Source organism: Massilia sp. KIM (assembly GCF_002007115.1).
Classification (GTDB): Bacteria; Pseudomonadota; Gammaproteobacteria; order Burkholderiales; family Burkholderiaceae_D; genus Telluria.
On sequence record NZ_MVAD01000001.1, the window covers coordinates 1,751,842 to 1,765,683 of the forward strand.

The window sequence follows — 13,842 nt, forward strand, 5'->3', positions numbered from 1 at the left end:
CTGGCGCCGCGGCTCGGGTACAATCGTCCCATGATCCGCCCCCTGTTCCGCGTCCCGCCGCGATGAAGACCTGGCTCTCCCGCCTGTTCGGCGGCGCACGCGCCGTGCAGTCCACGCATCCTGCCGCGCCGCCGGCCGCCGCGCCTGTGGGCCGCACCCAGCCTGAGCCCACCCGCGACCTCGCGCCCGCCTTCATGGCCTGGCTGATCGGCCCCTGCGGCGCGCCGGCCATCGCCGGCGCCGGGGTGGTCCTCGACGAACTCGAACGCCTGGCCGCCCGCCCGGAGGAGGCGGCGCAACTGGTGCCGCGCGTGCCCGAACTGATCCCCCAGCTGCTGCGCGGCCTGCGCGACGAAGCGAGCTCCGCCGCCGACATGGCGCGCCTGGTGGCGCAGGACCCGGTGCTGGTCGCCGAGCTGCTGCGCGAGGTCAACAGCCCCTATTACAATCCGGCCAAGCCGGTGCGCAATCTCGAGGGCGCCCTGATGCTGCTCGGCCAGAACGGCCTGCGCATGCTGCTGGCCCGGGTGGCCTTCCGCCCCATCATCAACCTCCAGACCGGGCCGATCGCACGCCAGCTGGCCCCGCGGCTGTGGGCCCAGTCCGAGAAATCCGCGCTCGCGGCGTCCCTGCTGGCGCCCGACCACGGCGCCGACGCCTTCGAGGCCTATCTCGCCGGCCTGGTCTCCAACGTCGGCCTGGTGGTGGCCCTGCGGATCGCCGACCAGGCCCTGCCGGCCGGCCTGCTGCCCGACGACGAGGCCTACGCCCTGGCGCTGCTGGGCGGCGCGCGGCGCCTGTCCGCGCGCATCGCGGCCCAGTGGGAACTGCCGCCCGCGGTCGCCGGCGCGATCGCCCACCCCGAGGGCGGCGCGCTGTCGCGCACGCTGGCGGCGGCCGAGCGCCTCGCCACCCTGCGCCTGCTGGCCGACGCCGCCCAGCCGGGCTGCGTGCGCGCGGCCGGCGCCCTCGACCCGGCGCTGCGCCGGGTGTTCGATCAACTCCAGGACCGGGAAGACTGATGGCTTTCGACATCGAGCAGAAACTCGTGATCGGCGTCGCCTCCAGCGCGCTGTTCGACCTCTCCGAATCGCACCAGGTGTATCTCCAGGAGGGCCCCGAGGCCTACCGCGCCTACCAGGAACGCCAGCGCGACGTCGTGCTGGAGCGCGGCGTGGCTTTTCCCTTCATCCGGCGCTTCCTCAGCATCAACAAGTGCTTCCCCGCCGAATCGCCGGTCGAGGTGGTGCTGTTCTCGCGCAACTCGCCGGAGACCGGGCTGCGCGTGATGCGGTCCATCGCCCACTACGGCCTGGACATCTCGCGCGCCGCCTTCATGAACGGCAAGTCGCCCTATGCCTACCTGCCGGCCTTCAACGCCTCGCTCTTCCTGAGCGCCAACGAGGGCGACGTCCAGAGCGCGATCGCGGTCAACTACCCGGCCGGGCTGGTGCTCCCCTCGCGCATCGCCGACGACGAAGAGGACCTGGAGCTGCGGGTCGCCTTCGATTTCGACGGCGTGCTGGCGGACGACGAATCCGAGACCGTCTTCAAGCGCAACAACGACATCGACGAATTCCACGCCCACGAGACCCTGCACGTTTCGCGCCCGCACCAGCCGGGTCCCCTGGCCGCCCTGTTCCAGAAGCTGGCCATGCTGCAGCGCCTCGAGGACGAGGCCCAGCGCGGCGACCCGGCCTACCGGCGCATCGTGCGCATCGCCATCATCACGGCGCGCAATGCGCCTTCGCACGAGCGCGTGGTCACCACGCTCAGGAGCTGGGGCGTGTCGGCCGACGAAACCTTCTTCCTGGGCGGGATGAACAAGGCGCGCGTCCTGTCGGTCTTCAAGCCCCACATCTTCTTCGACGACCAGCTCACCCACCTGAAGGCCGCCCCCGGCGGCGCCATCCCGATGGTCCACGTGCCCTTCGGGATCGCCAACCGGCGCGCGCCCGACGCGGCCGCGGCCTGAGGCCCGGCTGCCGGCGCGGCGGCGCCCGACCCGCCCTTGCCCCGTCCCGGGGCTAGTTGCGTGCGCCCACGCACCGAACTGCGCGCCATGGCGGGCTAGGGTAAGGCCTTTCCACGCGAGGAGCCGCCATGAGCCAGGACCCCGGCAAGCCAGCAGCGCAGCCGCGCATCAGCAACCCGACCATGCCGGCCGGCGGCTGGAATTCGGTGCGCGACGTGACCACCATCCTGCTCGATCAGGGTTCGCCGGCCGAGGGCGGCGCCCTCCTGCTCAAGCAGAACAAGCCGGACGGCTTCGCCTGCGTGAGCTGCGCCTGGGCCAAGCCGGCCCACCCCCATCCTTTCGAGTTCTGCTCCAGCGGCGCCAAGGCCACCGCCTGGGAAACCACCAGCCGCCGCATCGGCCCCGACTTCTTCGCGCGCCATACCGTCGCCGAGCTGGAAAGCTGGGACGACCACCGCCTCGAGGACCAGGGCCGCCTGACCGTGCCCCTGCGCTGGGATGCCGCCACCGACAAGTACACGGAGACGAGCTGGGACGCCGCCTTCGCCGAGATCGGCGCCCTGCTGCGCGGCTTCGAGCGCGAGCGGGTGGTGTTCTACAGCTCCGGCCGCGCCTCGCTCGAGACCTCCTACATGTACCAACTGCTGGCCCGCATGTACGGTAACAACAATCTGCCGGACAGCTCCAACATGTGCCACGAGAGCACCTCGGTGGGCCTGCAGAAGACCATCGGCGTCGGGGTCGGCACGGTGGAGCTGGCGGACTTCGAGCACACCGACTGCATCTTCTTCTTCGGCCAGAACGTGGGCGTGAACAGTCCGCGCATGCTGCATCAGCTGCAGGCGGCGCGCCGCCGCGGCGTGCCGGTCATCACCTTCAACCCGCTGCGCGAGCGCGGGCTGGTCAGCTTCACCAACCCGCAGTCGCCGACCGAGATGCTGACCGGGCACGAGACCGTGATCAGCACCCAGTACCACCAGGTGCGCCCCGGCGGCGACAGCGCCGCCATCATGGGCCTGTGCAAGGCCATCCTGGCCTGCGACGACGCGGCGCGCGCGGCCGGCGAGGCGCGCGTGATCGACACCGCCTTCATCGCGGAGCACACCCATGGCTTCGGCGAATTCGAGGCCGCCGTGCGGGCCTGCGCCTGGGCCGACATCGAGCGCGAATCCGGCCTGGCGCGCGGCGCCCTGGAGGCGGCGGCGGAGGTCTGGACGCGCTCGCGCGCGGTGATGGCGGTGTACGGCATGGGGGTCACCCAGCACCGCCTCGGCGTGCAGAACGTGGCCATGATCGTCAACCTGCTGCTGATGGGCGGCCACATCGGCCGGCGCGGCGCCGGCGTGTGCCCGGTGCGCGGCCACTCCAACGTGCAGGGCCAGCGCACCGTCGGCATCACCGAGAAGCCCGAGCTCGCGCCGCTGGACCAGCTGGCGCGCCAGTTCGGCTTCGCGCCGCCGCGCAAGCCCGGCATGAACACGGTCGAGGCCTGCGAGGCCATCCTGGAGGGCAAGGTCCAGGCCTTCGTCGGCCTGGGCGGCAACTTCGTGCGCGCCGTGCCGGACACCGCCCGGATGGAAGCCGCCTGGCGCGCCCTGCCCCTGACGGTCCAGGTCTCGACCAAGCTCAATCGCAACCACGTCATCCACGGCAAGGTCTCCTACATCCTGCCCTGCCTGGGCCGCACCGAGATCGACCGCCAGGCCGGCGGCGAGCAGGCTCTGACGGTCGAGGACAGCACCTCCTGCATGCACGGCTCGCGCGGCATGGTGGAACCGGCGGCGCCCACCCTGCTGTCGGAGCCGGCGATCGTGGCCGGCATCGCCAAGGCCGCGCTGGACCCGAACCCGAAGCTGGACTGGGACGCCTGGGTCGCCGACTACGCCAGGGTGCGCGACGCCATCGCCGAGACCTGGCCCGAGATCTTCCACGACTTCAACGCGCGCATGTGGACGCCGGGCGGATTCCGCAAGCCGATCGCCGCCGCCGGGCGCAGCTGGCACACCGAAACCGGCAAGGCCAACTTCAGCGTGCCCGAGAGCCTGGCCGGCGACCCCGACCTGAGCCCGGGGCCGCGCACCCTGCGCCTGTTCACGGTGCGCAGCGACGGCCAGTTCAACACCACGGTCTACAGCTACGACGACCGCTTCCGCGGTGTGCACGGCAGCCGCATGGTGCTGTTCATGGCGCCCGCCGACATGGCGCGCATGAAGCTCGCCAAGGGCGACCTGGTCAGGCTGCGCACCCCGAGCGGCCCGTCCGGCGACGGCGTCGAGCGCAGCGTCGAAGGCCTGGCGGTGGTGCCCTACGACGTCCCGGCGGGCTGCGTGGCGGCCTACTACCCGGAGTGCAATCCCCTGATTCCGCTCTGGCACCACGCCAAGGAAAGCAAGGTGCCGGCCGCCAAGGCCATCGACGTGCTGGTCGAAGCCGCCGGGAGGCCGGCATGAAAGCCGCCGCCCGCCTGCCCGCGCAGCGCTGGCGCGAGGGCGCCCTGGAGGCGCAGGCCGACGAGCTGCTGGCCGAGGAAGTGCCGGTGGCGCTCTGCTACAACGGCATCGCCCACGCCGTGATGCTGGCCTCCCCGCTCGACCTCGAGGACTTCGCGCTCGGCTTCTCGCTGGGGGAGCGCATCGTGCGCGCCGCGCGTGACATCCACGACATCGAGATCGAGGAAAGCTGCGAGGGCATCGCCATCGAGATGCGCATCGCGGCCGGGGCCATGGCCCGCCTCAAGGAGGGGCGGCGCGCCCGCCTGGGCCGCACCGGCTGCGGCCTGTGCGGGGTCGAGAGCCTGGGCTGGTTCGCCCAGGCCGCCGTCCACGACACCGGCGCCGGCGCGCAGCCGGCGCTGCGCATCGATCCCGCCGCCCTGCACCGGGCGATGGCGGCGCTGGGAACGCGCCAGCGGCTGCACCAGGCCACCGGGGCAGTCCATGCGGCCGGCTGGGCCGCTCCCGACGGCGAGCTGCTGTGCGTGCGCGAGGACGTGGGCCGCCATAACGCCCTCGACAAGCTGGTCGGCGCGCTGGCGCGCTCCGGCATGGACGCCGGCGCCGGCTTCGCGCTGGTGACCAGCCGCGCCAGCTACGAGATGGTGCAGAAGGCCGCGCGCGCCGGGATGCCCCTGCTGGCCGCCATCTCCGCGCCGACCGCCATGGCCGTGCGCCTGGCGGACCAGGCCGGTCTGACCCTGGCCGGCTTCGTGCGCGAAGGCCGCCACGTGCTCTACAGCCACCCGCAGCGCGTCGCGGCGGACCTCGCGGCGACAAACCGAGAAGATTGTTTGGCCGGGATTGACTAAAATACCAGGCTTCGCAGTCCGGATCCTTCCGCCTTCATGCCTGTTTCCTCCCTGCCGGCCAGGGCCGGCGCGCTCGCGCACTGGCTCCTCATCGGTCTGTTCGCCGTGTTCGCGGCGGCCAGCCTGACCCGCGCGCGCCTGACCGGCGACGGCCTCGAATACCTGCTGATGTCGCAAGCCCTGGTGGCCCACGGATCGCCCGAAGTGCGCGAATCCGACCTCGCGGCCCTGGCGGCCCTGCCGGCCAAGGCGCGCGAACGCGCGCGCCTCGATCCCGGACGCTGGCAGGAAGCGATGACCCGCGTCCGGCGCGACGGCGCGCTGGAACTCGGCTTCGCGCGCGGCGCGGACGGCGAGGTCTACGCCATCCATTTCTGGGTGTATTCGCTGCTGGCCGCGCCCCTGTACGCCCTTGCCGCCCTGCTGCAGGTGAATCCCTTCCTCGCGCTCGCGAGCCTGAACCTGGTCTTCGTCGCCGCCACCGCCGCCTGCCTGCGCGCCTGGTTTCCCCAAGCCGGCGCCGCGCCGCCGCTGCTGCTGCTGGTCATGGGACCGCTGTTCTACGGCTTCTGGCCCGGCCCCGAGGTCATGAGCGGCTGTTGCGTGCTGCTGGCGGTGCTGGCGGCCCTGCGGCGCGACCTGGCGCTGGCGGTCTTCCTGGCCGGCCTGGGCGCCACCCAGAATCCGCCGATCGCGGGCCTGATCCCGGCCGCGGGCGCCTACTGGCTGCTGTACCGCCTGTTCCCCGGCACGATCCTGCTGCCGGCCACGGCGCGCCCGCGCGGCGCCAAAGCGGCCCTGGTCTGCGCCGGCATCGCGCTGGCCGCCCTGCCCTGGGCCTACAACCAGCGGGTGTTCGGCACGCCCAGCATCATCGGCAAGTACTTCACCGACCGCGCCCTGGTGACGCCGGAGCGCATGTTCTCCTTCCTGTTCGACCTCAACCAGGGCCTGTTCGTCGGTTTCCCGGCCCTGCTGGCCATCGGCGCCGTGGTGCTGGCGAGCGTGCCGGCGCAACGCCGCGCCGCCTGGTCCGCCCATTTCCTGATCGCCTTCCTGCTGACGCTGGGCATGGCGGCGCCGGCGCTGTCGGCTACCAATTGGAACAGCGGCGCGGTGTTCGTCTCGCGCTACGCCTACTGGGGAGCGATGCCCATGCTGGCGGTCGGCATCGCCGGGCTGGCGGCGGCCCCGCGCGCGCGCCGCGCGGCGCTGGCCCTGGCCCTCCTGCTCCAGCTGCTGGCCGCCTGGCAGGTCTGGCAAGGCGGCGCCCCGACCTACCTCGCGCATTCGCGCCTGGCGCAGTGGGTGCTCGACCATGCGCCGCGCTTCTACAACCCCGATCCGGAAATCTTCCTCAAGCGCAGCGCGCGCCGCGAACTGCTGCCCACCCACGACCTGGTCGGCCTCCACCAGGGGCCGCAGGGACCGACCAAGCTGCTGCGCTACTGGACCAATGCGGAGTCGGCCGGCCTGTGCGGCCCGGGCACCCAGCTCGCGGCCGAGCACGTGGTGACCCTCGCCTCGGGCTGGCGTTATTACAACGGCAAGCTGCGCTGCGTGCCGGGCCGCGCGCCGGGCGTGGGCTGGACCATCGGCGCGCGCCAGGGCCGCAGCGCCATCCTCGGCGCCGGCTGGTCGCAGGTCGAGGACAGCGGGGTCTGGACCGACGGCCGGCGCGCCGTCCTGGTCCTGCCGCTGCCCGAAGGACGACAGGCGCGCGCCCTGTCGCTCGAGGGCGGGTATGTCGATGCCGTCCACGAGACCGAACTGGCGGTCAACGGCGTCGACCTGGGCCCGGTGAGGCTGGGCCGCGGCGCCGTCGCGCTGCCGCCCGCCGCCCGCGCCGGCCACACGCTGACGGTCGAGCTGCGCCATCCGCATCCGGCCTTGCCGGCGGGCGCCCCGGCGGGCAGCCGGGCACTTGGCTTCTTCCTGCGCGGCGTGTATGTCGAACTGAGTCCCTGAGCCTGCGCCGCACGGGACAAACACGGCGCCCGGCGGGCGCGGCGCGGCGGCGTCCGCCCGCCCGTTCGTCTATAATGGGCGACCCATCGTCGCGACTGAAGCACGCTGCATGCCCTTCGATCTCAAGAAACATCTACCCAAGCCAGGTCACCGTTTTGCCCTGCCGTCCCTGCACGGCTCTTCCGACGCCTACGCGCTCGCGGTCGCCGCGCTCGCGCTGAAGGCCAACAAGCAGATGCTCACCGTGATCGTCGCCAGCGCCAGCGACGGCCAGCGCCTGCTCGACGAGATCCCCTGGTTTGCCGAAGGCAAGCTGTCCTGCCACCTGCTGCCCGACTGGGAAACCCTGCCCTACGACGCATTCTCGCCGCACCAGGACCTGGTCTCGGAGCGCCTGGCGACCCTGCACGAGATCCGCAACGGCCAGTGCGACGTGCTGGTGGTGCCCGCCACCACCGCCCTGGTGCGCCTGGCGCCGCCGTCCTTCCTGGCGGCCTACACCTTCTTCTTCCGCCAGGGCGAGAACCTGGACGAGGCCAAGCTCAAGGCCCAGCTGACCCTGGCCGGCTACACCCACGTGTCGCAGGTGATGTCGCCGGGGGAATATTCGGTGCGCGGCGGCCTGATCGACCTGTTCCCGATGGGCTCGGCCCTGCCTTACCGCCTCGACCTGTTCGGCGACGAGATCGAGACCATCCGCACCTTCGACGCCGACACCCAGCGCTCGCTCTATCCCGTCAAGGAAGTGCGCCTGCTGCCGGGCCGCGAGTTCCCGATGGACGAGGCCGCGCGCACCGGCTTCCGCGGCCGCTGGCGCGAACGCTTCGAGGGCGATCCCTCGCGCTCGCCCATGTACCGGGACATCGGCAACGGCATCGCGCCGGCCGGCATCGAGTACTACCTGCCGCTGTTCTTCGACCAGACCGCGAGCCTGTTCGACTACCTGCCCGAGGAGTCGCCCCTGGCCCTGGTGGGCGACATCGACGGCGCGATCCAGCGCTTCTGGAGCGACACCGAATCGCGCTACCGCTTCCTCAAGGCCGACCGCGAACGCCCGCTGCTGGAGCCGCGCGAGCTGTTCCTGAGCGGCGAGCAGTTCTTCACCTGCGCCAAGCCGCATGGCCGCTGGGCGATCGCGCGCGATCCCGCGTCGCCGGCCTCCGAGCTCACCGCGCCGGTGCCCGACATCGCCGTCAACCGGCGCCTGGACGACCCGCTCGCCAACCTGCGCGCCTACCTTCAGCGGGTCGACGCGCGCGTGATGATCTGCGCCGACTCGGCCGGCCGCCGCGAAACCCTGCAGCAGTATTTCGCCGAGTACAAGCTGGACCTGGCCGCGGTCGAGGGCTTCGAGGGGCTGCGCGCCACCGATGCCCGCATCGCGCTCGGGGTCGCGCCGCTGCAGGCCGGCTTCGAGCTGCACGACGAGAGCGCCGGCCACCTGGTCTTCATCACCGAGACCGAGCTGTACGCCGGCTCGGGCCGGCGCGCCGGCAAGAAGAAGCAGGAAGCGACCAGCCAGGTCGAATCGATGGTGCGCGACCTGTCGGAGCTGAAGATCGGCGACCCGGTGGTGCACATCAACCACGGCATCGGCCGCTACATGGGCCTGGCCAGCATGGACCTGGGCGAAGGCGAGACCGAGTTCCTGCACCTGGAGTACGCCAAGGACACCAAGCTCTACGTCCCGGTCTCCCAGCTGCACGTGATCTCGCGCTATTCCGGCGCCTCGCCCGAGGACGCGCCCCTGCACAGCCTCGGCTCCGGCCAGTGGGAAAAGGCCAAGCGCAAGGCCGCCGAGCAGGTGCGCGACACCGCCGCCGAGCTGCTCAACCTGTACGCCCGCCGCGCAGCGCGCCAGGGCCACTCCTTCGAGTACTCGGCGGTCGACTACGAGAACTTCGCCACCAGCTTCGGCTTCGACGAGACGCCGGACCAGGCCGAGGCGATCAACAACGTGATCCGCGACATGACCTCGGGCCGGCCGATGGACCGCCTGGTGTGCGGCGACGTCGGCTTCGGCAAGACCGAGGTGGCGCTGCGCGCCGCCTTCATCGCCGTCATGGGCGGCAAGCAGGTCGCGATCCTGGCGCCCACCACCCTGCTGGCCGAGCAGCACGCCCAGACCTTCGCCGACCGCTTCGCCGACTGGCCGGTGAAGATCGCCGAGCTGTCGCGCTTTCGCACCGGCAAGGAGGTCAACAGCGCCATCAAGGGCATGGCCGAAGGCACCGTCGACATCGTGATCGGCACCCACAAGCTGCTCTCGTCCGACGTGAAATTCCAGCGCCTGGGCCTGGTCATCATCGACGAGGAGCACCGCTTCGGGGTGCGCCAGAAGGAAGCCCTGAAGGCCTTGCGCGCCGAGGTCGACGTCCTGACCCTGACCGCGACCCCGATCCCGCGCACCCTGGGCATGGCCCTGGAAGGCCTGCGCGACTTCTCGGTGATCGCCACCGCGCCCCAGAAGCGGCTGGCGATCAAGACCTTTGTCCGCAGCGAGGACGGCTCGATCATCCGCGAGGCCTGCCTGCGCGAACTCAAGCGCGGCGGCCAGATCTACTTCCTGCACAACGAGGTCGAGACCATCGAGAACCGCCGCGCCATGCTGCAAGAGCTGCTGCCCGAGGCGCGCATCGCCGTGGCCCACGGCCAGATGCACGAGCGCGACCTGGAGCGCGTGATGCGTGACTTCGTCCAGCAGCGCTTCAACATCCTGCTGTGCACCACGATCATCGAGACCGGCATCGACGTGCCCACCGCGAACACCATCATCATGCACCGCGCCGACAAGTTCGGCCTGGCCCAGCTGCACCAGCTGCGCGGCCGTGTCGGCCGCTCGCACCACCAGGCCTATGCCTACCTGCTGGTGAACGACCTGCAGGGCCTGAGCAAGCAGGCGCAGCGCCGCCTGGACGCGATCCAGGCGATGGAGGAACTGGGCTCCGGCTTCTACCTGGCCATGCACGACCTCGAGATCCGCGGCGCCGGCGAGGTCCTGGGCGAGAACCAGTCGGGCGAGATGCTGGAAGTCGGCTTCCAGCTCTACTCCGACATGCTGAACGAGGCGGTCAAGGCGCTCAAGGCCGGCAAGGAGCCCGACATGTCGGCCCCGCTGGCCACGACCACCGAGATCAACCTGCACGTGCCGGCCCTGCTGCCCTCCGACTACTGCGGCGACGTGCACGAGCGCCTCTCGATCTACAAGCGCCTGGCCAACTGCGAGTCGCAGGACAAGATCGACGACATGCAGGAAGAACTGATCGACCGCTTCGGCAAGATGCCGGACCCGGTGCGCGCCCTGATCGAGACCCACCGCCTGCGCATCGCCGCCAAGGCGGTCGGCATCGTCAAGATCGACGCCCACGGCGAAGCGGTGAACATGCAGTTCATGGAAAAGCCGCCGATCGACCCGATCCGGATCATCACCTTGATCCAGAAGAACCGCCACGTCAAGCTGGCCGGCCAGGACAAGCTGCGCATCAGCGCCGCCATGCCCGACCTGGCAGCCCGCGTGAACCAGGTAAAACAGACCATCAAACAACTGCTCGCCTAATCCATCCATGACCATGAACCTGGTGCTTCAGGGGCCGCAGGCCTCGACCGACACCCTGGCCCGGCTCGCCCAGCTCGCCCGGCCGGCCCGCAGCCTGCCGCTCGGCGCGCACGCGCTGCGCTGCGAAGACCTGCCCTACAGCCCGACCCTGCGGGCGGAGATCGAGCAAGCCGCCTTCGCGGCCGGGGTCGACGCCAGCTTCATCGAGGCCGGGCGCAGCCTGCGCGACTTCGGCCTGGTGGCGATGGACATGGACTCGACCCTGATCACCATCGAATGCATCGACGAGATCGCCGACATGCAGGGACTCAAGCCCCAGGTCGCCGAGATCACCGAGGCCGCCATGCGCGGCGAGCTCGATTTCGCGGCCAGCCTGACCCGGCGCGTGGCCCTGCTCGAAGGCCTGGACGCCAGCGCCCTGCAGCGCGTGTACGACGAGCGCCTGCGCATCTCGCCCGGCGGCGAGGCGATGCTGGCGGCGGTGCAAGCGGCCGGCCTCAAGACCCTGCTGGTGTCGGGCGGCTTCACCTTCTTCACCGAGCGCCTGCGCGAGCGTTTCAAGCTGGACTATGCCCACGCCAACGTGCTCGAGGTGCAGGACGGCAAACTGACCGGGCGTGTGATCGGCGGCATCGTCGATGCGGAAGAGAAAAAGCGCACCGTCCAGCGTGTCTGCGCGGAACTCGGCATCCCGACCAGCCGCGCCATCGTCATGGGCGACGGCGCCAACGACCTCCAGATGATGGGCGTGGCGGGGCTGTCGGTGGCCTTCCGCGCCAAGCCGGTGGTGCGGGCCCAGGCCAGCGTGGCCCTGAATTTCTCGGGCCTCGACGGGCTGTTGACTATCCTGGCCTGAAGCATGGCGCCGGCCGTGCTGCCTGACGGCACGGCGAAACGAAAATCGACACACATGGCGAGGCAGCGCAAGCGCGCGCGCTTCTCCGGTTGGAAGCCGGCAGCCCCTGGACTAAGGTAAGGGTGCGGCCGGGACGTGGACGTTACCGAGGCCGCGTCACCGACAGGAGCCTGCCATGCAAGGTCCAGCCACCCCGCTTTCCCCTTCCTCCCCGCCTCCTACGCGCGGCCTCGACGAGGCCGGCCCCGATCGCGCACGGCGCCGCCTGCTGGTCGGCGCACCGGCGCTGGCGGGCGCCCTTGCCGCACCCGCCCTGCCCGCGCTGGCCCAGGCCGGCCGCGCGCCGGCCTGGTATGCGGTCTGGGGCTGCGCCCCGGCCGGCCCGCCGCCGGCGGCCAGCACCCTGAGCATCAGCAACCAGACCCTGCGCCTGGTCGTGCGCGCCAGCCACGCGGCCGGACGGCTGCGCGTGCGCGTGTCGAACGAGATGGGCAGCAGCGACCTGCGCCTGGGCGGCGCCCATATCGGGCTGCGCAGCGCCGGCGCCAACCTGTACGCGGGCAGCAGCCGCCAGCTCAGCTTCGGCGGCCGGCCGGGGATCGTCATACCGGCGGGCGCGCCGGTGCTGTCGGATCCGGTCGATCTCTCCATCGGCGCCTTCGCCGACCTTGCGGTCAGCCTGTATTTCCCGGCTTCGGTACAGCTGAGCACGCTGCACAGCGCGGCCTACCAGACCAACTACATTTCCAGCAGCGGCGACCACGGCGCCAGCACGGCGCTGCCGGTACAGCGCACGATCGGCTCCTGGCCCTTCCTGACCGAGGTCGAATCGGACCGCCGCGCCCCGGTGATCGTCGCGGTCGGCGATTCGATCACCGATGGCGTCGGCAGCACCTCGAACGCCAACCGCCGCTGGCCCGACTGGCTGGCGCGGCGCTTACAGGCCGAGCTTGCCAGCGCCGGGCCGTTTGCCGTGGTCAACCGCGGCATCGCCTCGAACCGCCTGCTGGCCGATCTCGGCACGGCGCTGCTGGCCGGCAAGGACTTGCTCGAACGTTTCGACCGCGACGTGCTGGCCACTGCCGGCGTCAGCGCACTGTGCGTGCTCATCGGTATCAACGACATCGTCTACAGCCCCGTGGCTAACCTGGTCCGGGCCGAGGACATGGCGGCCGGCTACGGCCAGCTGATCGAACGCGCGCATGCGCACGGCATTCCCGTGATCGGCGCCACCCTGACGCCCTTCGAGGGCCAGGCCTATTTCACGCCGGCGCGCGAGACGGTGCGGCGCACCGTCAACGCCTGGCTGCGTTCCTCGGGACGCTTCGACCTGCTGGTCGACTGGGACGCCGCGCTGCGCGACCCGCAGGCACAGACCCGCCTGCGCAGCGACTACGACAGCGGCGGCCACCTGCATCCCAACGACGCCGGCTACCAGGCGATGGCGGCGGCGGTGCCGCTGGCGGAACTGGGGGCGCTGGCGCGCGGAACGGGCTGACGCGGGTGAAACCAGGACGGCAGCCCGGCCGTTGTGCAGCCGGGCGGCGTGTCGGGGACGCCACGCCGTCTGTAACAAGCTGTAATTCCCCAGCATCCGGGCGCGGGAACTTTTATCATGCAAGTATCAGGAGGTTCGCCATGAAAAAGTTTGCCATCATCATCGCATCGTGCGCCGGCCTGGCCGGCTGCGCTACCCAGGGGCCGGGCTATGCGACCCGCAACTATGTGCCGCAGGGCGATCCGAGCCAGTGGCAGGTGGTGTCGGTCACCCCGGTTCCGGTCGGCACCGGCGCCCGCGCCGCCGCCTCGGGCCAGGCCACTGAGCTCAGCCGCGGCCCGGTCGTAACCTACACCACGCCGACCACGGTCTCGCCGGTGTCGCCGGTGTACGTGCCGCAGCCAGTCTACGTGCCGCAACCGGTGTACGTAGAGCGGCCGCGCTACTGGTATCCGCCGGTCTCGATCGGCCTCGGCTTCGGTTTCGGCCGGGGCGGCTGGGGTCATCGGCGCGGCTGGGGCGGCCACATCGGCACCCACTGGCCCTGAACCCATCGGGGCTTCGCTACCCAAGCCGGCGCCTGCCGGCTTTTTTTCGCCCGCGAGTCCACACGATCCCGAACGAGCCGTCTGGCTTGCCGTGTCGGCAAGGACGCGCTTACACTGGATGCAGCCGCGCAAGA

At 71.1% G+C, this 13,842-nt stretch carries 9 protein-coding genes; all 9 read left to right on the forward strand.

What is annotated here, in order from left to right; translation table 11 throughout:
• Positions 1–62: 62 nt before the first annotated feature.
• The 9 genes from B0920_RS07500 to B0920_RS07540 all read left to right on the forward strand — a co-directional run bounded on the left by B0920_RS07500 (position 63) and on the right by B0920_RS07540 (position 13,708).
• Positions 63–1,022, forward strand: coding sequence for an HDOD domain-containing protein (locus B0920_RS07500; RefSeq protein WP_078031912.1), 960 nt, complete (start codon positions 63–65; stop codon positions 1,020–1,022).
• Entirely contained in the window at positions 1,022–1,975 is a 954-nt protein-coding gene (locus B0920_RS07505) for a 5'-nucleotidase (RefSeq protein WP_078031913.1), read from the forward strand. The genes B0920_RS07500 and B0920_RS07505 overlap by 1 nt, the downstream gene beginning before the upstream one ends.
• 128 nt (positions 1,976–2,103) lie before the next feature.
• Positions 2,104–4,428, forward strand: coding sequence for an FdhF/YdeP family oxidoreductase (locus B0920_RS07510; protein WP_078031914.1), 2,325 nt, complete (start codon positions 2,104–2,106; stop codon positions 4,426–4,428).
• Positions 4,425–5,282: a formate dehydrogenase accessory sulfurtransferase FdhD gene (fdhD, locus tag B0920_RS07515; protein WP_078031915.1), complete on the forward strand. Its 858-nt coding sequence runs from the start codon at positions 4,425–4,427 to the stop codon at positions 5,280–5,282. Before B0920_RS07510 ends, fdhD begins: the two co-directional genes overlap by 4 nt.
• Positions 5,283–5,318: 36 nt before the next feature.
• Entirely contained in the window at positions 5,319–7,250 is a 1,932-nt protein-coding gene (locus B0920_RS07520; RefSeq protein WP_078031916.1) for a hypothetical protein, read from the forward strand.
• A gap of 109 nt (positions 7,251–7,359) precedes the next feature.
• Entirely contained in the window at positions 7,360–10,806 is a 3,447-nt protein-coding gene (mfd, locus tag B0920_RS07525) for a transcription-repair coupling factor (protein WP_078031917.1), read from the forward strand.
• A gap of 13 nt (positions 10,807–10,819) precedes the next feature.
• On the forward strand, positions 10,820–11,662 hold the full coding sequence (gene serB / locus B0920_RS07530) for a phosphoserine phosphatase SerB (protein WP_179119111.1): 843 nt from the start codon (positions 10,820–10,822) through the stop codon (positions 11,660–11,662).
• Positions 11,663–11,837: 175 nt separating this feature from the next.
• On the forward strand, positions 11,838–13,160 hold the full coding sequence (locus B0920_RS07535; protein ID WP_078031919.1) for an SGNH/GDSL hydrolase family protein: 1,323 nt from the start codon (positions 11,838–11,840) through the stop codon (positions 13,158–13,160).
• 140 nt (positions 13,161–13,300) lie between these two features.
• Positions 13,301–13,708, forward strand: coding sequence for a hypothetical protein (locus B0920_RS07540; RefSeq protein WP_078031920.1), 408 nt, complete (start codon positions 13,301–13,303; stop codon positions 13,706–13,708).
• Positions 13,709–13,842 lie beyond the last annotated feature (134 nt).

What these genes read in the sequence shown, in the direction of transcription:
- B0920_RS07540 (WP_078031920.1), top strand. Translation starts at nt 13,301, where the DNA reads ATGAAAAAGTTTGCCATCATCATCGCATCGTGCGCCGGCCTGGCCGGC.
- B0920_RS07520 (WP_078031916.1), top strand. Translation starts at nt 5,319, where the DNA reads ATGCCTGTTTCCTCCCTGCCGGCCAGGGCCGGCGCGCTCGCGCACTGG.
- serB (WP_179119111.1), top strand. Translation starts at nt 10,820, where the DNA reads ATGAACCTGGTGCTTCAGGGGCCGCAGGCCTCGACCGACACCCTGGCC.
- B0920_RS07535 (WP_078031919.1), top strand. Translation starts at nt 11,838, where the DNA reads ATGCAAGGTCCAGCCACCCCGCTTTCCCCTTCCTCCCCGCCTCCTACG.
- fdhD (WP_078031915.1), top strand. Translation starts at nt 4,425, where the DNA reads ATGAAAGCCGCCGCCCGCCTGCCCGCGCAGCGCTGGCGCGAGGGCGCC.
- B0920_RS07505 (WP_078031913.1), top strand. Translation starts at nt 1,022, where the DNA reads ATGGCTTTCGACATCGAGCAGAAACTCGTGATCGGCGTCGCCTCCAGC.
- B0920_RS07510 (WP_078031914.1), top strand. Translation starts at nt 2,104, where the DNA reads ATGAGCCAGGACCCCGGCAAGCCAGCAGCGCAGCCGCGCATCAGCAAC.
- mfd (WP_078031917.1), top strand. Translation starts at nt 7,360, where the DNA reads ATGCCCTTCGATCTCAAGAAACATCTACCCAAGCCAGGTCACCGTTTT.
- B0920_RS07500 (WP_078031912.1), top strand. Translation starts at nt 63, where the DNA reads ATGAAGACCTGGCTCTCCCGCCTGTTCGGCGGCGCACGCGCCGTGCAG.